This is a genomic window from Pseudomonas sp. LB3P93, from assembly GCF_054898025.1.
The window spans coordinates 90,716-113,089 of record NZ_CM142713.1; the positions used below are offsets into that span (position 1 = coordinate 90,716).

The window sequence follows — 22,374 nt, forward strand, 5'->3', positions numbered from 1 at the left end:
AAGGTTCAGTGGTGTGCCGAAGCTAGGGCCAAATGGTTTTGAACGCAATGATTGATCAAAGGACCATCTCGTAGGAAATGTCCTGATTTTTTTATGTGGGATTTGGTTTGCCTGAACCGGCGTTAATATTGCGACCCATATGCCTAACAAGCGCCGTCATCTCATGCATTCCAACCCTTACTCGCCACCGGCTGCAGACTGCGCCATAGGCAACGACCTGTTGTTTGCCTTCTATGTCGTGTCTAAACGCAAGCTCGCAGTCCTGTTTGTCGCGACCTTCGGTTTGTACTTCATGTATTGGTCGTATCGAAACTGGAAAAACTATCGAGCAGCTACTGCGGTGCGGGTCATGCCATCAATACGCGCGGTCATGAGTGTGTGGTTCACCTATGCCCTGGTCAGAGCTATCGATCGGCGCATATATGCCACAGGTTTTCGATACAAATGGTATCCAAGGTTTCTAGCTTTAACGTTCATTCTGCTCTGTGCCCTTGAGTCCACACGCATCTGGATTTTGGATCTGCATCTAAGTCTTGCGATGCTGGTGGTGCTCCTGACCCTTCAAGTCAGTTGCTTGATGCGTGTGCAGGTGGCGATAAATTATCTGGCGGACGATGCGTCGGGTAGACAAAACTCAACACTCAGCCCAATAAACTGGATATGGATTGTCTTGGGATTGTGCTGGTGGGGATTGTTGACCAGCCTCATTTTGGAGGGGCTAACGTAATGCCTCTGGCAGGAAGCGATAAAGCAGCCAGTTGGCTGCTCACCCAGCGAAATTTTCGATCTTTACCTGGCCATCTGGAAAAGTGGCGATGATTTCAAGTTCGCCGCCCATCGCGCGGATGTAGTTACGTAAAGTACTGATGTACATATCCGTGCGACGTTCCATCTTTGAAATCGCTGCCTGATTGATGTGCAGCGTTTCTGCAAGCGTGGCCTGGCTAAGCGCTTTGGCCTGACGCAATTCGTGCAATGGCATTTCCTTGATGTGTTGTTCATAAATCGACTCGGCGCGTGCCCGGGATTCGGGTGTCATCCGCGCTTCGAGCTCGGCAAATTTCTTAGCCATCGTTGTGACCCTCTTTGCGCAATGTGTCGAGATGCTCATCGTACAGCTGATCGGCCAGCGGTACATTGACTTCATACCATCGATCCTGACCGGTTTTATCACCGCCAATCAACAGCAAGGCACACCGCCTGGGATCGAATGCATACAGGATGCGATACGGACGCCCTGCATGCTGAATTCGTAGCTCCCTGAGATGACCGTGGCGTGAGCCATTTATGCCTGAGCTATGGGGAAACCTCAGGCCCGGGCCGAATTGGCCTAGCAACTTGACGCTTGCAGCCACAGAACTCTGCTCGCTTTCGCTCAGATCCGTCCACCAGTCGCCGAACTCGTCGGTGTATTCAATATCCCAATTCATGGGGCGGAATATGCACCTTATGGAATATTCCATCAAGGTTATATTTTCGATGAGTTGAAATCGAATTAACCAATGAAACTTTTCCCGATCCTTCGCTTTTCCTACAAGTGTTGGCAATCCACTTGACGCCCACCCACCCTGTCATAGACTCCGCTCATCCGTCAGGGAGATACGGTTATGCGGCGTTTTCGTGTTTGGGTTATCGGATTGACCTTGGTTACATGCGCCGTTCAGGCGCAAACGCCCGCGTCAGAGGATCCGCTGTTGGACAACAGCGCCACTGGCAGCAATGCGACGGCCAGCAGCGAAGCCCGTGGTGTATTGCGGGCCCGGGATCAGGCCGTGCTCGCCAGTGAGTTGTCCGGGCGCATTGTCGAGTTGCCGTTCAGTGAGGGCGAGTCGTTCAAGAAGGGCGATACGCTGGCGCGTTTCGATTGCTCGGCTTATCAGGCGCAGCTCAATGCGGCGCAGGCTGCCAGCCGTGGCGCGGGTGAAGAGTTGTCCCACAACAAACAGCTGGCGGCGTTGAATTCGGTCGGGCGTTTTGAAGTGGCGCGGGCCGAGGCCAAGGTCAGCGAGACGCAGGCGCAGTCTCAGGTTTATCAGGTTCAGGTCAAACGCTGCAGCGTGCTGGCACCGTTCGATGGCCAGGTCGTCGAGCGCAAGGTCAAGCGCTATGAGAGCGTGGCAGCCGGTACGCCATTGCTGGACGTGGTCGACAACCGCACCCTGGAAATCCATCTGCTGGTGCCGTCACGCTGGATGGCCCGGCTCAAGCCTGGCCAGACCTTCAGCTTTGTCCCCGATGAAACCGGTCAGCCGCTGGATGCCACGGTCAAGCGCTTGGGCGCGCGAATTGACGAAGGCAGTCAGACTTTGTTGCTGGTCGCGACGCTGCCCAATGCCAACGGTTTGCTGGCCGGCATGAGCGGCACAGCGCGTTTTGCGGAGCTTAAATGAACGCGCCCGTTGCGGGCGGTGCTGAACAGGTCTTCGCCAGGTTTCTAGATCTCGAACGCTTGACCCGCGCTGCGCGCACGCCTGCGCAATTGGCCTACAGCCTGGTCAATGACGGGCAGGCATTGTTTGGTTTTCGTCACGCGGCACTTCTGATCGCCGGCAAGGTGCAGGCGGTGACGGGTGTCAGTGCGGTGGACCCGAATGCGCCGTTCGTGGCGTTCGTCGAGCAGGCCGTGGCGCAGCTGTTCAAGGCCGGTGTGCTGCAGCAGGCACGGGTGATCCCTGCAAATGGACTCAGCGAATCGATTCAGACCGACTGGCAAAGTCTTTCTGCGGCTCAGGTTTTTTGGCTGCCGCTGATCGATCACCAGGGCGAGGTGTTTGGTGGTCTGTGGCTGGCGCGGGATCTGCCGTGGAATCCCTCCGAGCAAGTGCTGCTGTCGCAACTGGGCGACACCTACAGCCACGCCTGGCTGGCGTTGCAACCGCGCAAACCGTGGCGGCTGCGCTGGACCCGCAAACGTCGGGTAGCATTGGTCGCCGCACTGTTGCTCGCGTTGCTGATCCCGGTGCGTCAATCGGTGCTGGCACCGGCGGAAGTGGTTCCGCTGGGTGGCCGCGTGGTGGCTGCACCTCTAGACGGGGTGATTGCCGAGTTCCTGGTCAAACCCAATCAGACGGTAAAAACCGGCGACCTGTTGCTGCGCTTCGAAAGCACCACGCTCAAGGCCCAGGCCGACGTGGCCGAGCGCGCCTTGGGTGTGGCCGAAGCTGAGTTGAAAGCCAATTCCCAGCGCTCGTTCGCCGATGCCGAATCCAGCTCGAAGATCGATCTGTTGGCCGCGCGAGTCGAGCAAAAACGCGCCGAACGAGATTACGCCCGCGAACTGCTCAAGCGCAGCGAAGTCCGCGCCGAGCGCGGCGGTATCGCGGTGTTCGCCGACGCCGAGCGCTGGACCGGCAAACCGGTGCAGACCGGCGAGCGGCTGATGGAAATTGCTGACCCGACCCAGGCCGAGTTGCGCATCGAACTGGCGGTGGGCGATGCGATTTCCCTTGAACCGGGCGCGCAAGTCGCGCTGTTTCTCGACAGTGATCCTTTGCAACGGCACCTGGCGAAACTTGAACGGTCAGCCTATGAGGCGCAACCCACCGCTGCCGGACAATTGGCTTATCGTCTGGATGCAAATTTCGAGGGCGCGCCACCACGTATCGGCCTGCGCGGAACAGCGAAGATTTTCGGTGATCGTGCACCGCTGGCGTTGTACCTGTTGCGTCGGCCGCTGGCCGGTTTGCGCCAGAGTGTGGGTTTTTAGATGAACCTGCCGAGCCTGCGGGCCGATTTGCAGTTATCCGTGGCGACCCCGGCCCTCGATGGCTCGCCGCGCTGGACCCTGGCTGACCCGGTACGCGGGCGCTATTTCAAACTCGGCGCCGCTGCGATGCGTTTGCTGCGGCATTGGTCGTTGGGGGATCCCGAGCAAGTGCTGCGCGCCGCCAACCGCGAGCCCGGGTTGCCGCTGGATGGCGCAGAGCTTGAGCAGTTGCTGGGCTTTTTGCGAGGCCACGATCTGATCAGCGCGCTCGACCCGCAACAGCGCGCCAGTTACAGCCTGAAGGCAGCCGCCCAGCGTCAGACGTTGTGGCAGATTCTGCTGCACCAATACCTGTTTTTCCGCATTCCCCTGTGGCGCCCCGACGCTTTTCTCAATCGTGCCTGGCCCTGGCTGGAACGCTTCGGCCCGCGAGTGCTGCGCTATGGGCTGCCGGCGACGTTGGTGCTCGGGGTGTTTTTTGTCTCTCGGGACTGGCAGCGGTTTATCGCCACCTTCCCGCATCTGTTCAGCCTCGGCGGCGCGCTGGCGTTCGGAGTGGCGCTGTTTTTCGCCAAGCTCTGTCACGAGTTCGGCCACGCCTTCATGGCCAAGCGCGCGGGCTGTCGGGTGCAGAGCATGGGCGTGGCGTTCATGGTGTTGCTGCCGATGTTTTACACCGATGTCAGCGACGCCTGGCGGGTCAACGATCGCCGCGCGCGTCTGCTGATCGGCGCTGGTGGGGTGTTGGCGGAATTGCTGCTGGCCAGCATCGCCCTGCTGGTCTGGTCACTGCTGCCGGACGGCCCCGGACGCACGGCGGCGTTCATGCTCGCCAGTGCCACCTGGATCACCACGCTGGTGATCAACCTCAACCCGTTCATGCGCTTCGATGGTTATTTTTTACTCAGCGATTTCTGGGAGGTGGACAACCTTCAAGGACGCGCCTTTGCCTTGTGCCGTTGGCGGTTGCGCGAGTTTTTGTTCGGTTATGGAGCCGCCGCGCCGGAGCCATGGTCGCCGAAGATGCAGCGCCGATTGCTGATCTGGGGATATGGTGCGTGGCTGTGGCGCGCGGCGTTGTTTTTCGGGATTGCGCTGGCGGTCTATCACCTGTTCTTCAAAGTGTTGGGGATTTTCCTGATGCTGGTGGAGCTCGTGTGGTTCATCTTCCTGCCGATTTTGAGCGAGTGGCGGCAATGGTGGAGTCGGCGGGAGCAGGCTCATGCCTCCCGCGTGTTGCTCAGCGGTCTGGCGTTGTTCGGGCTGGTGTTGGCGCTGGTCTTGCCGTGGCGCAGTGCGGTAGAGCTGCCGACGATGCTTGAAGCGGGGCGCGCCAGTGCGTTGCACGCGCCGGTCGCGGCGCGGGTCAAAACGGTGAATGTGCATGACGGCCAAGTGGTTGCGCAGGGCGAGGTACTGATCGAGCTGGAGTCGCCGGACCTGGACTCGCGTCAGGCCATCGTTCGTCGCGAAATCCAGATCCAGCAGTTGCAGATGCGCCGTCAGGCCAGTCGCAGCGAAACCGCCGCCGACGCCGGTATCATCGAGCAGCGCCTGGCCGAAGCGGTGGCCGACTATCGCGGGCTGGCCGCCCAGCGTGAACGTCTGCTGCTACGCGCGCCCCATGCCGGCACCGTGCGTGATCTGTTGCCGCAATGGGTGGTCGGTCGCTGGCTGTCGACCAAAGATCCTCTGGCGCGAGTCGTCGAAGACGGTGCGCGGTTGCGCGGTTATCTGGCCGAAGCCGAACTGTGGCGGGTTGCGCCGGGGGCCACTGGGCGGTTCATCGCCGATGATCCGATGCATCCGGCGATCGCCGTGCAACTGACTGAAATTGATACCAATGGCGCAGCCTATGTCGATCAGGAGGCGCTGACCTCCGATCACCACGGGCCGATTGCCGTCCGCCGGGATGCGCATCAACGGGCCGAGCCGGTGCAGGGGCAATACGGGGCGCGGTTGAGCACCCTCGAGCACGCACCGACGCCGATGCAGCCCTTGCGCGGTGTGGTGGTGTTGCAGGGCGGCGGAGAGTCGCTATTGGGAGTGGCCTGGCGGCGCATGGCCGCGCTGGGTGTCAGGGAAAGTGGTTTCTAAGGAGAGCAGCGATGGCAAATACTGATTCAGTGGCGGCCGATGGCTTGGTGGTCCGGCCCTCGCGGACCAGCGATGCAGTGTTTCTGGAGAGTCTTTACCAGGCGGCGCGACCGGATTTGCAGTGGATCGACGGTGAGCAGGAAATGGTCGAGCAGGTGGTCGCCCAGCAATTTCAGGTGCAGGAACAGGGTTTGGGCGAGCGTTTCCCCAACGCGATGCATTACGTGATCGAGAAACTCGACACGGCCATCGGTGCGCTGACCACTGATTTTGGCCCCAATGAAATTCGCGTGTTGTACCTGGCGTTCATTCCCCAGGCCCGCGGCCAGGGATATGGACGCAAGGTGCTGCAAGGTGTGCAGAAAGCCGCGCAACAAATTCGCTGCCCGGTGGCCACGGTGGTCTGGGCCAACAACCCCCATGCGCGCCAACATTATCTGGCGCTGGGGTTTCAGGTTGAAGAGCGAAACCCGGCGGCGGAGCGGTTGGTGTGGTATCCACAAGTTTGAAAACACCATAGCCCCCTGTGGGAGCGAGCTTGCTCGCGATGGCGGAGTGTCAGGCACCATAGATGTGAATGAACCACCGCAATCGCGAGCAAGCTCGCTCCCACATTGGGATTTCGGTGTGTTCAGTTGAAGGCGATGTAGAAATATCCCACGCCCGGGTCACGTCCCATGGCCGGTACCCGGGAGACAAAAATGTCTTCCACCCGACCCAGTTCCGGTAACTCCAGCGCACATAACCCATCGACGAACTCTGTCGGCTCCAGACTGTTTAACCCGACGCTGAACGGCATGCGCTCGCTGTTGGGCATTTGCGAACAGGGCGTTTCTTTAAGCGTGTCGATATGGATCGGCAATTCACTGCCACCCGGCAGCTGCAGCCTGTCTGTCTTGCCCAGCAGAGCCTGAAAGTGTCGGCTTTGAACCTGTTGCAGCATGGCGTCACTCTCCAAAAAACGGTCGGGGGATTTGCATCCCCCGGCCAGACCTCAGTTGCGAGAAGGGAACAACCCGTTCAAGGCAACGCTGAAGTTGAGCACCAGGAACGGGTTCATCGTTTCCATCGGCAAGCCGTTACCGGCAGACGAGATTTCTCCCGTCACTGCGGTGGCGACGCCCTTGAGCGGTACGGCCGCAGCGCCTTGTGCATCGGAGAAGATGCTCGCCGAGCCCGGGCCGCCGCCCGAAGCGCCGATGTACGAGTTGGTGGCGGTTGGCGTGGTGACCGGGTTGCTCGCCGGGCTGGCCAGTTGCAGGGTGGTGGTCGCCGTGAGCCCGGACAAGGCATGGGTGTGATTAGGCATGTTGGTGATGGTGGCGGTGACGTTCTCGGTCCCGGAGTACTCGCCGATAACGCGAGGGGTCAGGCCCTGCCCGTTGCCTTGTGCAATCGGCATTCGGCCTTGCAGGTTGGGTAGCATGAAGTTGGTGGTGCCATTGCCTCCGTAGTAGATTCCCAGCAGTGAGAAAAGCGCCTGGTATTGCGAAACCCCCAGCGTCTGGCCGTTACACAGAGCCCAGCCGTTAGGGGCAAAGTTAAAGGCGAAAGGCTGAATAGTGCCCATGAATACTTCCATAGTTCCTCATCCCTCAGGTTAGTTGTCTGGCGCGCCACGCGGGCGGCCCGGATAGCCGGGCAGATCGTTGCGATTAGCCGATTCCTTTCATCTCCGTGGCTGGGTCACGCCAAGCCAGAGCGTAGTTGATCCGCATGGATACCCAATGTCGTTGGTCGCAAAGCCAGCATCGACGACGGCGCTGTCGCTGTCTTACAGTGATTGCAAGCTTCACGCTTTTTCACCGGCAGTCCTGAGGGGAGTTAATGGAGGCGCACAGAGAGTTGCCGCTCGACGGCACCCAAGGCCCGCAAGCGACACCCGGCGCCTGGGCGAGTGGCCGGCGCTTGCTTCGCTGGGCACGCGAGCATTGGCTGTTGCCGATCCTGGCGCTGGCCGCGCTGGTGCGTTTCTACGACCTGACGGCGGCGGCTATCTGGGGCGACGAAGGCTCCAGCCTGCTGCTGAGCCACTATTCTCTCGGCGGAATCTGGGTGCACGCTGCCCACGATGTGCATCCGCCGCTGTATTTCATGCTGCTGCATGGTTGGATCGAGCTGTTCGGCGACGGTATTTTTTCCATCCGCACGCTCAGCGCATTGCCCGGGATCGCCACGGTGTGGCTCGGCGTCTGGCTGATGGACTTGATCGCCACCCGGCGTGCCGCGTTGCTGACCGGTTTGCTGCTGGCGCTGCTGCCCACGGCGGTGCGTTACAGCCAGGAAGTGCGGATGTACTCGCTGCTGGGCCTGTGGCTGATCGGCGCCACGATTGCCCTGGTCTACTGGATCAGATACCCCCGGCGCACACGTTATCTGGTGGCGTATGTGCTGCTCATGAGTGCAGCGTTCTACACCCATTACTTCACGGCACTGTGTGTGCTTGGCCACTGGCTGTATCTGGGGGTGATCCGCCTGCAACCAGGTTATCGCTTGCGGCATATTCAACGCCCCGGCTGGTGGCTGGCGAACGTGGCCATCGTGCTGTTGTACTTGCCGTGGGTGCCGAGCCTGATCGATCTGATCCAGCACATGGATCAGCTCAAAGCCAATGGCGATGTAGGGTGGGAGGTACCGGTCACGTTCGGCTCGTTGCCGTCGATGATCTGGTCGTTTCTGATCCAGGACGATGGCGAGGACCTGCCGACAGTGATTTTCATCACGTTGCCTTTGGCGTTGCTGGCCTTGATGGGGGTGGCGCTGGCGCGTGATCGCAGTGTCATTCGTGGCAGTGCGCTGGTGGTGATCTACACCGTTTTGCCGTTGTTGCTGGTGTTTTCGGTGTCGTTCATCTCTCCGGTGTTCATCGAGCGGTACCTCACTGCCTATGCCCTCGGCCTGCCGATGATTGCCGCGCTGGCCATTGATCGCCTGTACTCGGGCTTCCGGGTACTGGCCCTGACAGTGCTGGTGTTGTTTATCGGTGTCGAACTGGTGGGCCTGAATAACAACGCCACGGTCGATACCAACGATCAGTTCAACGTCATGGTCAACTACGTCAACCAGCACTTCGTTGCCGGTGACCGGATCGTCACCAGCGACATGCTCTGGTACCTCAGCTACGTCTATTACAACCGCACCGACGCCAAGCCTTTGCTGTACACGCCACCCTTGCCCGGTGGCGGTTCGAGCCGGCCGAATGCCTATGGTTTCGGCACGTTGGTGAGCCAGGACGTTTACCTCGAAAGCCTTGGCGGCTTGCCCAAAGGCACGGGACGCGTGTGGTTGATCGGTACCGTCGGGGTGCCAGACGAGTTCACGCCGTTGCCCGCAGGCTGGCAGAGCGCTGGTGAAACCCAGGCAGGCGGCGCCAATGCGCGCTTGTTCTTGATGCATTGATTCAGTAGCAAAAATCACCCTTCTCAGATGATTTAGCTTCGATTTGATATCAAAACACTACTAATGGTACGGCCATTCATAGTCTACGCTCCGTCATACATAAGGGACTTATGACTAGGTGAATGGATGCAGCAGTTCCACTTTATCTCCGGCTTGCCGCGCTCGGGCTCGACCCTGCTTTCTGCAATCCTTTTGCAGAACCCGCGTTTCCATGCCGGCATGACCAGCCCCGTTGGCGCTCTGTTTTCCGGTGTTCTGGAGCAGTGCAGCGCCGGCAGCGAGTTTGGCGCGGTGATTGATACCGACCTGCGTCGGCGATTACTGCGCGGTCTGTTCGATTCCTTCTACGCCGACAAGGCCGACAAACCGGTGGTGTTCGACACCAACCGGCTGTGGAGCTCGCGCCTGCCGGCCATCAGCGATCTGTTCCCGCAAGCCAAAGTCATTGCCTGTGTGCGCAATGTCGCCTGGGTCATGGACAGCATCGAGCGTTTGTACCGCGCCAACCCCTTTGAAAACACCAAGTTGTTCGGCGACGCGATCGAACGCAATACCGTCTACAGCCGTTGCGAAACCCTGGCTCAGCGCAATCGCTTGGTGGGTTTTGCCTGGGCGGCGCTAAAGGAAGCCTATTACGGCGAACACGCCGAATCGTTGCTGATCGTCGACTACGACCTGCTGACCCAGGCGCCTGACCGGGTGATGCGGCTGGTCTACGACTTCATCGGCGAACCCTGGTTCGAGCATGACTTTGACAACCTCGCCTATGACGCGCCGGAGTTCGACCAGGCCCTTGGGGTTTCGGGCCTGCACAAGGTCAAGCCGCGGGTTGAACTGCAATCGCGGCGCACGATCCTTCCGCCAGATTTGTTCAAGCAGTACTCGGAATTGTCCTTTTGGCTCGATGGCTCAGCCAGCGCCGCCAATGTCATTCGCATGAAAGCCGACGCCGCGATCAGTTGATCGCGGCATTTTCATTTTCGCGTCACGAAAGTTCGAGTCCGGGTGAGCAGCATGTGGTGGAGCAAAGGCAAGTCGCGAGTTACCCAAGGCGCACGGGCACTGGCCTCGCCGATGATCATGTCCCTGGAACCGCGCATGCTGTTCGACGGCGCGGTTGCCGCCACGGTGGCGGATGTCGCTCAGCCTGACAGCCACCCCACGGCCGACGCCGCGAAAGCGCCGGCGAGTGATCAGCCGGTCGCCAGCAAAGACACCCACGGCCAGGCCGATGCCACGCCCGCGACAACACCTGTTGCAGTGCCTGGCCAGAGCGTGGTGTTCGTCGATTCCCGGGTCAAGGACGCCGACAGCCTGCTCAAAGGTGTGGCGCCCGGCACTGAGGTGGTTCAACTGGATGCGAGCCGGGACGGCTTGCAACAGATTGCTGACTACCTCGACACCCATCAGGGCATCAGTTCAGTGCAGATCATTGCCCACGGCAACGCGGGCGATCTGTGGTTGGGCGACAGCTATCTGTCGGCCGAAAACGTCGCAGCCCGCAGCACGGTGCTGGCAGAAATCGGCAAGGACATGAATGTCGGCGGCGACATCATGATCTACGGCTGTTACACCGCCGAAGGCCAGCGCGGCTTGAGTTTCGTCGACTCGCTGGCGCAAATGACCGACCGTGATGTGGCCGCGTCCAGCAACCGCACCGGGATCGGCGGCGACTGGAATCTGGAAATTGTCACCGGCAACATCGAAAGCGCCAACGTGCTGTCGACCACGGCCATGAGCGAGTATCAGTGGGGCCTGGCGACCTGGACCGCCACCAACAACGCCAACACCGGTGTCGGCTCGTTGCGTGCCGCCATCGCCTCGGCGCAGAACGGCGATATCGTCACCTTCAACAGCAGCATGACGGTGCAGTTGACGTCCGAATTGCTGATCAACAAGAACATCACCGTTGATGGCGACTTGAACAATGACGGCGCGGCTGACGTGATTCTCGACGGTCAGTACAGGACGCGGGTGATTGAAATTGCGGCGGGCAGAACCGTGAGTCTTGACGGCCTGGTGATTACCCGTGGTTTGGTGTCGGGCACAGGCGGCAACGGTGGTTACGGTGCCACGGGTGCGATGGCCGGGGGGATTTTCAACGCAGGGATCCTGACGCTGAACAACGTCAGCGTGACCTCCAACGCCGCTTCCGGTGGCGGTGGCGGTGGCGGTGTCACGGGCGCTTTTTACGGTGGTGGCGGTGGTGGCGGTGGTGGTTTGGGCGGCCAGGGTGGCGGGCATGGCGGTTCGGCCGGGCCGGGCACCGGCACGCTGGGTGGCCAGGCAGGTTCCGGTGGCGTTGGCGGTTATGGCGGTGGTTATGACGCGACCCACATGGGCGGTCGCGGCGGCACCAGCACCGGCGGCACGGGTGGCCTGGGCGTTTCCTATTACAGCAACGGCGGTAACGGTTCGACGGCCACCAATGGCACGATTTCCATTGGCGGCGGGGGCGGTGGCGCCGGTTGGGACAAGGTCGGTGGCGCTGGCGGTAACGCGGCGGGCGGGATCTACAATGCCTCCACCGGCACGATGACCATCATCGGCACGTCGAGCATCACCAACAACATCGGCGCCGGCGGTGGCGGTGGCGGCGGTGGTGGCTACGGCAGCAATGCGTCCAATGGCGGCATCGGCGGCCGGGGCGTCGGCGCGATCTGGAACAAAGGCACGTTGCTGATCACGGCCGCCAACTTCGCGGCACTGGCCGGCAATGCGGCGGGCAGTGGTGCGGGTGGTGCTGCGTTGGGCGGCGGGACAACAGGCACCTCGCCAACCGCCGCCGCGACAATCTACAACGACGGTGGTGTACTCAACACCGCGTATGCGCCGCCGCCGACCGCGACGATTGTGGTCGCTGACACCACCCTGAGCATCGGCGAAACCACCGTGGTGACATTCACCTTTTCCGAGGCCGTGACCGGTTTCACCAATGCCGACCTGACCCTCGCCAACGGCACCCTGAGCGCCGTCAGCAGCAGCGATGGCGGCATTACCTGGACGGCGACCTTCACGCCGACCGCCAGTATTTCCGATACGACCAACCTCATCACCCTGGACAACACCGGGGTGATCAACGGCCTGGGCACGGCCGGCGTCGGTACCACCAACTCCAACAACTACGTCGTCGACACCGCACGCCCGACCGTCGGCATCGTGTTCACCGACACCGCGCTGAAGGTCGGCGAAACCTCGCTGGTGACCTTCACCTTCAACGAGGCCGTGACCGGTTTTACCAACGCGGACCTGACGATTGCAAACGGCACGTTGAGCGCGGTGAGCAGCAGCGATGGCGGCATCACTTGGACGGCGACCTTTACCCCGACCGCCAGCATTACTGATGCGACCAACCTGATCACCCTGGACAACACCGGGGTCAGCGACCTGGTGGGCAATGCCGGTAGCGGCACCACCGATTCCAACAACTACGCCATCGATACCGTGCGCCCGACCGCGACCATTGTCGTGGCCGACAACGCGCTGAAAATCGGCGAAACCTCGCTGGTCACCTTCACCTTCAGTGAAGCCGTCAGCGGTTTCACCAATGCCGACCTGACGATTGCCAACGGCACCTTGACGGCCGTAAGCAGCAGCGACGGCGGCATCACCTGGACGGCGACCTTTACCCCGAACGCGAGCATCAACGACACAACCAACCTGATCACCCTGAACAATACCGGGATCGCTGACTTGGCGGGCAACGCCGGCAGCGGCACCACCGATTCGAACAACTACGCCATTGATACCGTGCGCCCGACCGCGACCATTATCGTGGCCGACAACGCGCTGAAAATCGGCGAAACCTCGCTGGTGACCATCACCTTCGCCGAGGCGGTGACCGGTTTCACCAACGCCGACCTGACGATTGCCAACGGCACGTTGACGGCCGTGAGCAGCAGCGACGGCGGTATCACCTGGACCGCGACATTCACGCCGACTGCCAGCATCACCGACACCACCAACCTGATCACACTGGCCAACACCGGTGTGAGCGACCTGTCGGGCAACGCCGGCAGCGGCACCACCGATTCGAACAACTACGCCATCGACACCGTGCGGCCAACGGCAACCATCGTCGTCGCGGACACGGCCTTGCGAATCGGCGAAACCTCGCTGGTGACCATTACCTTCAGCGAAGCGGTCAGCGGTTTCACCAACGCCGACCTGACCATTGCCAACGGCACTTTGACGGCCGTGAGCAGCAGCGACGGCGGCATTACCTGGACTGCAACGTTCACCCCGAGCGCCAGCATCAACGACACGACCAACCTGATCACCCTGGACAACACAGGGATCGCGGATCTGTCGGGCAACGCCGGTAGCGGCACCACCGATTCCAACAACTACGCCATCGACACGGTGCGTCCGACCGCCTCGATTGTGCTGGCCGATAGCGCACTGACCGCGGGCGAAACCTCGCTGGTGACCATCACGTTCTCCGAGGCGGTGAGCGGTTTCACCAACGCTGACCTGACGATTGCCAATGGCACGTTGACTGCGGTGAGCAGCAGCGACGGCGGGATCACCTGGACCGCAACTTTCACGCCGACAGCGGGCGTGAATGACACGACCAACGTCATCACCCTGAACAACACCGGTGTGGCCGATTTGTCCGGCAACACGGGCAGCGGCACCACCAATTCCGGCAACTATACGATCGACACTGTGGCGCCGACGGCCACCATCGTGGTCGCCGATAACGCGCTGAGAATTGGCGAAACCTCTCTCGTCACCATTACGTTCTCTGAAGCGGTAACAGGTTTCACTAACGCGGATCTGACCATCGCCAACGGCACCTTGAGCGCGGTGAGCAGCAGCGACGGCGGCATTACCTGGACCGCAACCTTCACGCCGACCGCCAGCATCACTGACGCGACCAACCTGATCATCCTGGACAATACCGGCGTACAGGGAGCCGGCAGCGGGAACGTTGGCAGCGGCACCAGCAATTCGAACAACTACGCCATCGACACCGTACGCCCGACGGCCACGGTTGTGGTGGCGGACACTGCACTGAGAATCGGCGAAACCTCGCTGGTCACGATTACCTTCAGTGAAGCGGTCAGCGGTTTTACCAACGCCGATCTGACCATCGCCAACGGCACGTTGAGTGCGGTGAGCAGCAGCGATGGCGGTATTACCTGGACCGCGACCTTTACCCCGAGCGCCAGCATCAACGACACGACCAACCTGATCACCCTGGACAACACCGGCATCGCCGACCTGTCGGGCAACGCCGGCAGCGGCACCACCGATTCCAACAACTACGCCATCGATACGCTTCGCCCCACCGCGACCATCGTCCTGGCAGACCCGACCCTGAGTGCCGGCGAAACGTCGCTGGTGACCATTACGTTCTCCGAGGCGGTGAGCGGTTTCACCAACGCCGACCTGACGATTGCCAATGGCACGTTGACTGCGGTGAGCAGCAGCGACGGTGGCATCACCTGGACCGCAACTTTCACGCCGACAGTTGGCGTGAATGACACAACCAACTTCATCACCCTGGCCAATGCCGGGGTGGCCGACCTGGCCGGCAATGCGGGCAGTGGCACCACCAACTCCGGCAACTACACGATTGATACCGTGATTCCGACCGCGACGATCGTGGTCGCCGACAACGCCCTGAAAATCGGTGAAACGTCGCTGGTGACCATCTCCTTCTCTGAGGCGGTGACGGGGTTCACCAATGCCGATCTGACCATCGCGAACGGCACACTCAGCGCGGTGAGCAGCAGCGATGGCGGCATTACCTGGATCGCCACGTTCACACCGACATCCAGCATTACCGACACGACCAACCTGATCACCCTGGACAACAGCGGTGTGCAAAACGGTTCGGGCAACGCCGGTATAGGCAGCACCGATTCCAACAACTACGCCATCGACACCGTGCGCCCGACGGCTACTATCGTGATGGCGGACACTACATTGGCGCTGGGCCAAACCTCGCTGGTGACCATCACCTTCTCCGAGGCGGTCAGCGGTTTTACCAACGTCGACCTGACGATTGCCAACGGCACGTTAAGCGCGGTGAGCAGCAGCGATGGCGGCATCACCTGGACCGCGACCTTCACGCCGACTGTCAGCGTCAACGATGCGACCAACCTCATCACTCTAAACAACACCGGGATAGCCGACCTGGCCGGGAACGCTGGTGCGGGCACGACTGATTCCAATAACTACGTGATCGACAGCCTGCGTCCGACCGCCACCATCGTGGTCGCCGACAGCACACTCAGCGCGGGTGAAACCTCACTGGTGACCATCACCTTCAGCGAGGCGGTCAGCGGGTTCGACAACAGTGACCTGAGCATCCCTAACGGTACGTTGAGCGCGGTCAGCAGCAGCGATGGCGGCATCACCTGGACCGCGACGTTCACACCAACGGTCGGCGTCAGGGACACCAGCAACGTTATCACTCTGAACAACACCGGGGTGGCGGACATTGTCGGCAACGCGGGCAGCGGCACCACCAGTTCGGCGAACTACACGATTGATACGGTGCTGCCGACCTCCACCATTGTGGTTGCCGACAGCACCCTGAACATCGGTGAAACTTCCCTGGTGACCATCACCTTCTCCGAGGCGGTAACCGGTTTCACCAACGCCGACCTGACCATCGCCAACGGCACCTTGAGCGCGGTCAGCAGCAGCGACGGCGGCATTACCTGGACTGCGACCTTCACGCCGACCAACGCTATTACCGACACGACCAACCTGATCACCCTGGACAACACCGGCGTGCAAAACGCCTCGGGCAACGTCGGCAGCGGCAGCACCGACTCCAACAACTTTGCCATCGACACCGAGCGTCCAACCGCGACGATCGTGGTGACTGACGCGGCGTTGGGCGTTGGCCAGACCACGCTGGTGACCATCACGTTCAGCGAGGCGGTCAGTGGCTTTACCAACGCCGACCTGACCATCGACAACGCCACCCTGAGCAACGTCAGCAGCAGCGACGGCGGCATCACCTGGACGGCCACCTTGACGCCTTTGGCCGGCATCTCCGACACCAGCAACATCGTCCGACTGGACAACACCGGGGTTCAGGATCTGGCCGGCAACGCAGGCAGCGGCACCACCGATTCCAATAACTACGTGATCGACAGCCAACGCCCGACCGCGACCATCGTGTTGAGCGATACGACCCTGAAACCGGGCGAAACCGCGCTGGTAACCATCACCTTCAGCGAGGCCGTCAGCGGTTTCGACAACAGCGACCTGAGCATTGCCAACGGTACGTTGAGCGCGGTGAGCAGCAGCGACGGCGGGATCACCTGGACCGCGACCTTCACCCCGACCCTCGGTGTAACCGATGCAACTAACCTCATCACCTTGAACAACACGAGGATCGCTGACCTTGCCGGTAATGCCGGTTCGGGCACGACAAACTCTGCCAACTATGTGGTCGAGACCCAAGTGCCGACCGCGACCATCGTGATCGCCGACAACGCCCTCAAGGCCGGTGAAACCTCAGGCGTGACCATCACCTTCAGCGAAACGGTGAGCGGTTTCACCAACGCTGATCTAACCATCGCCAACGGCACGTTGAGTAACGTGTCGTCCAGCGACGGCGGCATCACCTGGACCGCGACGTTCACGCCAACGGTCGACGTGACGGACAGCACCAACCTCATCCGCCTCGACAACAGTGGTGTGCAAAACGCCTCGGGCAACAGCGGCGTGGGCGTGACCGATTCGAACAACTACGCCATCGACACGGCGCGGCCGACTGCGACCATTGTGGTCGCGGACAATCGCCTCGGTATCGGCGAGACCACCACCGTTACAATCACCTTCAGCGAAGCGGTGTCCGGTTTCGATTTGTCGGATCTGAGCGTGGCCAACGGTGTGCTCTCCAACCTGGTCAGCAGCAACGGCGGCGTGACCTGGACGGCGACCCTGACGCCGACGGCGAACATCAACGACACCACCAACCTGATCCTGCTCGACACCGGCAACGTGGCCGACGCGGCAGGCAATGCCGGTGCCGCGATAGCCATCTCCAACAACTACGCCCTCGATGCCTCGCGCCCGACCGCCACCATCGTGGTTGCCAATCCGAATTTGGGCATTGGCCAGACGACGCTCGTGACCTTCACGTTCAGTGAGGCGGTGAGCGATTTCGACTTGTCGGATTTGAGCGTGACCAACGGCGAGTTGACCAATCTGACCAGCAGCGATGGCGGCAAGACCTGGACCGCGACCTTCACACCGACCGCGAACCTGTCCGACCCGAGCAACTTCATCGCCCTCGACACCAGCAACGTCTCGGACCTGGCAGGCAACACCGGCAACGGCGTAGCGGTTTCCAACAATTACGCCATCGACGGCGAGCGGCCGACCGCCACAGTCGTCGTTGCCAACCCGAACCTGGGTGTTGGCCAGACTTCGCTGGTGACCTTCACCTTCAATGAGGCGGTGACCGGTTTCGACCTGTCCGACATCAGTGTGGCCAACGGCACATTGTCCAACCTGACCAGCAGCGACGGTGGCAAAACCTGGACCGCGACGCTGACGCCCACCAGCAATACCAGCAACGGCAACAACGCGATCAGCCTGAACATCGCGGGCGTCAGTGATGGTTCGGGCAATGCCGGCAGCGGCTCTAGCCAGTCGAACAGTTATGCGATCAACACCGTGCCGGTGCCATCGTCGCCGATTGTGTTGGTGCCGGCGGATCCGGAGTTCCGCGCCCCGCAACCCGTGATCGTTCCAGATCAACCGAACGTGCCGCTGCAGCCGATCATTTTCACCCCGCCAACGGGCACGCTTGGCTCGCCGCTGACCTTTGCGCCGTTGTTCGAACAGCGGGTGATCGGCGACGGCATCCGGCCGCTGGGCGACATTTTCATCAACCGCGGCACACTGGCGCCAAGCTTCATCGCCCAGGTATTCGACAGCAGCGACAGCGGAGGCGAAGGCTCGGGCCAAGGGTTCCTTGGCTTTGGCGGTGGCGATGGCGGTGTGTTCAGCACCAGCACGCTGTCGAGCCTGTTCAATCAGGACACCGGCAGCGAACGCGGATCGCAGGACTCTTTCGGCAGTCATTCGATCAGGGGCGGGGACGTTTCCCAAGGACTGCGCGGCGTGTTTGGCGCGCTAACGCTCAACCAACAATTGCAACAAATCAAAGACACCGAGCAACGGCAGGTCGAGAGCCTGGCCGAGGCGTTGAAACACGTCGGCATCAGCGAAATGCAAGCCTGAAAAAATATTCAAAACAGTGCGGAACCCAGGGGCAGTCAAGGATGAATAGAAGTCAGAAGTTGTTCGGCGCCAGCCTGCTGGCGCTTGCGATCAGCGGATGTGCCGTCAAAAGTGAACCGATCGAGCGCAGCGTCAGCGAACAGCGCGCCAAGAGTGATCTGCAGAATATGTACACCGGTCAGGAGCCCCTCAGTGGTCCGCTGACCTTGCACCAGGCCATGGCCCGCGCGGTGAAATACAACCTCGAAGGCCGGCTCAAGATCATGGAAGAGGCGTTGGCCAAGCGCCAACTCGACCTCGCCAGTTTCGACATGCTGCCGCGCATGGCGCTGGCGGCAGGCTATGCCGGGCGCAGCAACGTCAGCGCCTCCAGCAGCCAGAGTGTGCTGACTGACACCCAGTCCCTGGAACCGTCGACCTCCCAGGACCGAGACCGCCGAGTGGCCGACCTGACCATGGTGTGGAACGTCCTCGACTTCGGCGTCAGTTACATCAGTGCCAAGCAGCAGGGCGATCAGCGACTGATCGTTCAGGAACGCCGGCGCAAAGTCATCAACACCATTGTCCAGGATGTGCGCTCGGCCTATTGGCGAGCGGTGGCTGCCGAGCGTTTGCTCACGCAGATCGACAGCCTGATGGCGCGGGTCGATGCGGCGCGCAGCAACAGCCAAAGCATGAGCACACAACGCATCGGCGATCCGATCCAGGCGTTGGGTTATCAGCGCTCACTGATCGAGGCGACCCGCCAGTTGCAGGAGCAACGCCGGGCGTTGTCACTGGCCAAAACCGAACTGGCAACCCTGATCAACCTGCCGATGGGCACCGACCTGAAACTGGCGACCCCGGATGATTACTCGATTCCGCAGTTGAAAGTTGGCATGGCCAGCCTCGAGCATGAAGCCTTGGCCAGCCGGCCGGAACTGCGTGAGCAGGATTACCAGACCCGCATCAGCACCGCCGAAACCCGTAAAGCCATGCTACGGCTGTTGCCGGGGCTGGAGTTTTCGGCGGGCGGGCATTACGACAGCAACTCGTTTTTGGTCAACGACAAGTGGGCCGACTACGGGGTGAAATTGACCTGGAACCTGTTCAACGTGATTTCCGCACCGGCCGCGATCAACGTGGCCAAGGCTGGCGAAGAAGTCGCCAAGGCACGGCGTCAGGCCATGTCCATTGCGGTGCTGGCCCAGCTCTACGTGGCCAACGCCAACTATCAGGAAGCGCTGCATCAGTTCGAGACCAACCAGGAATTGTCGAGCATTGACGGGCAGATTCTGGGGCAGTTGCGCAACCGTCATCAGGCGGCGGGTCTCGGTGAGCTGGACCTGATCCAGGGTGAACTGAACACCTTGCAGGCGGATTTGCGCCGCGATCTGTCCTATGCCGATCTGCGTAACGCTTACGGTCAGATCTTCGCCAGCGCCGGCCTCGACCCGATGCCGGATGAGGTGCAATCGACTGAAGTCCAATCCATCGCCACCGCCTTGGCCAACCGCGAAGCGGCGTGGGCGTCGGGCAACATCGCCGTGCCGGTGACCCATGCCCCAGTCCAATAATCTGCGGGTGCCGACCGCGAGCATCAATCGCGAACAACGAGAGACCCGCAACGGTCATCACGGCACCGCGATTTTGCTCACCGGTTTACCGGCAGCGGGCAAATCGACGCTGGCCCAGGCACTGCACGCCGAGCTGTTTGAGCGCGGCGTGCAGAGCGTGGTGCTCGATGGCGACGGGTTGCGGGTCGGGCTCAATCGCGATCTTGGCTTTTCCGACAGCGATCGTCTGGAGAACATCCGCCGCGCCAGCGAACTGGCGGCGCTGCTGGTGGAGAACGGGCAGATTGTCATCCTCGCGATGATCGCGCCGCTGGTGGAACTGCGTGAGGTGTTCGCTCGGCGATTGGGTGAGGATTACCGCGAAGTCTGGTGCAGCGCTTCGCTGGCGGTGTGCGAGCAACGCGATCCCAAGGGCCATTATGCGAGGGCGCGTCGCGGTGACCTGGCAGGGTTTACCGGTGTGTCCGCGCCCTATGAACCGCCGCCGTCCGCCTCCTTGGTGCTCGATACCGGCGTGCAGTCGGTTGAGGCCTGCCTCGACCACTTGCTGACCTGGCTCGGCGAGTGTGCGGTGCTGCCGAGACGATGAGTCGACCGGTGTTTGCTCGCTTGCCGGTGACGGTGGATTTGCCGCTGTTGTTGCAGGCGCTCGCGGCCATCGACGAGGATGCCTGGCACGCGCATTTCAACAGCGATTACTACGCCGGGGATTGGAGCGGTGTGGCGCTGGTGTCGGCGGCGGATGCGTTGACGGAATTGTCGCCGGGGCGCGGTGAGCCGCTGTTGCGCGCGCCTTGGTTGCGGGATTTGCGATGGCAGCAGGGCTTGCGGGATCTGCCATTGGAGATTGTGTCTGCACGCCTGTTGCGACTTGGGCCGGGCGGGCAGATTCATGAGCATCGTGACTATGATCTTGGCGGGCCAGACGCCGATTTGCGCCTGCACATCCCGCTGCTCAGCCCGCCTCAAGTGGACTTCATGCTCGATGGCCAGCGCATGCCGATGGCGGCGGGCGAGTGCTGGTTTCTCGACTTGTCGCGGCCGCATCGTGTGGACAATCGTGATACTCAGGCGCGGGTTCATCTGGTGCTCGATTGCCGACCGGGTGTCTGGCTGGAGCAGGCGATTGTTGACGGCGTATCGACCACGCCGTCGCCTGGCGTGGGTGACGGCGCCTTGCTGCAGTTTCAGCGTCTGGTGGCTAGTGATTTGCAGCTGTCGAAGACGTTGCAGGGCTTGCCGGACACCGAGGTTTTCATCACTCGTACTCTGGAACTGGCGGCTGAGCGAGGCCTGGCGTTTTCTCGGGGAGAACTGCTTGCGGCCATGCGAAACGGCCGTCGCCGATGTAATGAACAATGGAACGCCTGAGCCTGGAAGGTTGGCTACCGATTCGGGTCTGGCGGCCGGCTGGCGAGTGGCAGGTCGATTGGTGCTGGTTTGGCGACACGCCGCTGCATCAGCCTTTTTTTCGCGATGCCGTGGAAGAGGCGCTGCGACTGCCGTTCAACCAGGCGTTTCGTCGGCAAACACCGTTGGCTGTTCTCGGCGACTGGCAGGCGCAAAGTCCCGGTTTGGCGCCGAGTGCGTTTATTTTTCATGCTTCGCGCTGCGGCTCGACCCTCATCAGCCAAATGCTCGCGCAGCTCGATAACCACATCGTCATCAGCGAACCGCCGCCGCTGGATGACTTGTTGCGCAGTGATTTGCCTGCCGCCGAACAACGTGCCGCCATCAAAGGGTTGTTGTCCGCTTATGGTCAGCGCCGGCTCGGTGTCGAACAGCGGCTGGTGATCAAACTCGATGCCTGGAACATCGCTGAATTGCCCCTGTTGCGCGAATGTTTTCCCGACACGCCTTGGTTGTTTGTGTACCGCGATCCGCTGGAAATCGCCGTTTCGCATCTGCGTCGTCCGGGTATGCACATGGTGCCGGGGATGATCGGGGCGAGTGGGCTGGATGACGCATTGCCGTTCGACAGTCGCGAGGATTTTATTGCGCGGCGGTTGGGGCGGTTGTTGGAATTGGGGTTGGTGCGATGTTGGGCGTTTGGCGGGTTGGCGGTGAATTACAGTGAATTGCCCGGCGCAATGGCAGGGCGGTTGGCTGGGTTTTTCGGGTTGGATGATGTGCAGCGTGAGCAGGTTTTTGCGGCGGTGGGGCCGCATGCTAAACAGCCTTCGGAGGTGTTTGTCGGGGACAGCGATGAGAAGCGTCGTGAGGCTTCGGCACTTTTGTGTGAGCGGGTGGAGCGTTGGGCGCGCGCGCCTTATGAGGCGTTAGTTGCCAAGTCATGCATTGACAGTACTGACGCCATCGCGGGCAAGCCCGCTCCCACAGGTGATCTTCAGTGAACACAAGATTTTTGTACGACTGCGATCCCTGTGGGAGCGGGCT

Annotated in this window: 16 protein-coding genes; 12 read left to right on the forward strand and 4 right to left on the reverse strand. The window is 61.2% G+C overall.

Annotated elements, in window-relative coordinates:
• Positions 1-139 precede the first annotated feature (139 nt).
• A complete protein-coding gene (locus ACYZT8_RS00380) occupies positions 140-727 on the forward strand; it encodes a hypothetical protein (RefSeq protein WP_461978322.1) in 588 nt (195 codons plus the stop codon).
• 39 nt (positions 728-766) lie between these two features.
• On the opposite strand, the gene ACYZT8_RS00385 is transcribed toward ACYZT8_RS00380, so the two are convergent.
• Both ACYZT8_RS00385 and ACYZT8_RS00390 read right to left on the reverse strand, forming a co-directional pair.
• The gene (locus ACYZT8_RS00385) at positions 767-1,072 is read right to left on the reverse strand and encodes an XRE family transcriptional regulator (RefSeq protein WP_083375321.1); all 306 of its coding nucleotides are present in this window, start codon (positions 1,070-1,072) and stop codon (positions 767-769) included.
• The gene (locus ACYZT8_RS00390; protein WP_461978324.1) at positions 1,065-1,430 is read right to left on the reverse strand and encodes a type II toxin-antitoxin system RelE/ParE family toxin; all 366 of its coding nucleotides are present in this window, start codon (positions 1,428-1,430) and stop codon (positions 1,065-1,067) included. Before ACYZT8_RS00390 ends, ACYZT8_RS00385 begins: the two co-directional genes overlap by 8 nt.
• A gap of 177 nt (positions 1,431-1,607) precedes the next feature.
• On the opposite strand from ACYZT8_RS00390, the gene ACYZT8_RS00395 reads away from it, so the two are divergent.
• Genes ACYZT8_RS00395 through ACYZT8_RS00410 form a run of 4 tightly spaced genes read left to right on the forward strand, consistent with a single transcriptional unit; the run spans position 1,608 to position 6,312 of the window.
• On the forward strand, positions 1,608-2,390 hold the full coding sequence (locus tag ACYZT8_RS00395; RefSeq protein ID WP_461978326.1) for an efflux RND transporter periplasmic adaptor subunit: 783 nt from the start codon (positions 1,608-1,610) through the stop codon (positions 2,388-2,390).
• A complete protein-coding gene (locus tag ACYZT8_RS00400; RefSeq protein WP_461978328.1) occupies positions 2,387-3,706 on the forward strand; it encodes an efflux RND transporter periplasmic adaptor subunit in 1,320 nt (439 codons plus the stop codon). Before ACYZT8_RS00395 ends, ACYZT8_RS00400 begins: the two co-directional genes overlap by 4 nt.
• On the forward strand, positions 3,707-5,803 hold the full coding sequence (locus ACYZT8_RS00405; protein ID WP_461978330.1) for an HlyD family efflux transporter periplasmic adaptor subunit: 2,097 nt from the start codon (positions 3,707-3,709) through the stop codon (positions 5,801-5,803).
• Between the two features lie 11 nt (positions 5,804-5,814).
• Positions 5,815-6,312: a GNAT family N-acetyltransferase gene (locus ACYZT8_RS00410; protein ID WP_461978332.1), complete on the forward strand. Its 498-nt coding sequence runs from the start codon at positions 5,815-5,817 to the stop codon at positions 6,310-6,312.
• 122 nt (positions 6,313-6,434) lie between these two features.
• On the opposite strand, the gene ACYZT8_RS00415 is transcribed toward ACYZT8_RS00410, so the two are convergent.
• Positions 6,435-6,746: a DUF6916 family protein gene (locus tag ACYZT8_RS00415; protein WP_461978334.1), complete on the reverse strand. Its 312-nt coding sequence runs from the start codon at positions 6,744-6,746 to the stop codon at positions 6,435-6,437.
• 51 nt (positions 6,747-6,797) lie between these two features.
• On the reverse strand, positions 6,798-7,385 hold the full coding sequence (locus tag ACYZT8_RS00420) for a phage tail protein (protein WP_461978336.1): 588 nt from the start codon (positions 7,383-7,385) through the stop codon (positions 6,798-6,800).
• Between the two features lie 245 nt (positions 7,386-7,630).
• Here ACYZT8_RS00420 and ACYZT8_RS00425 point away from each other — a divergent pair, with 245 nt between their 5' ends.
• From ACYZT8_RS00425 to ACYZT8_RS00455, 7 genes are all read left to right on the forward strand, one after another.
• Entirely contained in the window at positions 7,631-9,202 is a 1,572-nt protein-coding gene (locus ACYZT8_RS00425; RefSeq protein WP_461978338.1) for a glycosyltransferase family 39 protein, read from the forward strand.
• Between the two features lie 126 nt (positions 9,203-9,328).
• On the forward strand, positions 9,329-10,165 hold the full coding sequence (locus tag ACYZT8_RS00430; RefSeq protein ID WP_461978340.1) for a sulfotransferase family protein: 837 nt from the start codon (positions 9,329-9,331) through the stop codon (positions 10,163-10,165).
• Positions 10,166-10,216: 51 nt separating this feature from the next.
• Entirely contained in the window at positions 10,217-18,421 is an 8,205-nt protein-coding gene (locus tag ACYZT8_RS00435) for an Ig-like domain-containing protein (protein ID WP_461978342.1), read from the forward strand.
• A gap of 41 nt (positions 18,422-18,462) precedes the next feature.
• Complete coding sequence (locus ACYZT8_RS00440) at positions 18,463-19,977, forward strand: TolC family protein (protein WP_461978344.1); 1,515 nt, start codon at positions 18,463-18,465, stop codon at positions 19,975-19,977.
• Positions 19,961-20,566 carry an adenylyl-sulfate kinase gene (gene cysC / locus ACYZT8_RS00445; protein WP_461978346.1) on the forward strand — a complete coding sequence of 202 codons (606 nt, stop codon included), beginning with the start codon at positions 19,961-19,963 and terminating at the stop codon, positions 20,564-20,566. Before ACYZT8_RS00440 ends, cysC begins: the two co-directional genes overlap by 17 nt.
• A complete protein-coding gene (locus tag ACYZT8_RS00450) occupies positions 20,563-21,348 on the forward strand; it encodes an aspartyl/asparaginyl beta-hydroxylase domain-containing protein (protein ID WP_461978348.1) in 786 nt (261 codons plus the stop codon). The genes cysC and ACYZT8_RS00450 overlap by 4 nt, the downstream gene beginning before the upstream one ends.
• Positions 21,336-22,331: a sulfotransferase family protein gene (locus tag ACYZT8_RS00455; RefSeq protein ID WP_461978350.1), complete on the forward strand. Its 996-nt coding sequence runs from the start codon at positions 21,336-21,338 to the stop codon at positions 22,329-22,331. Before ACYZT8_RS00450 ends, ACYZT8_RS00455 begins: the two co-directional genes overlap by 13 nt.
• Positions 22,332-22,374 lie beyond the last annotated feature (43 nt).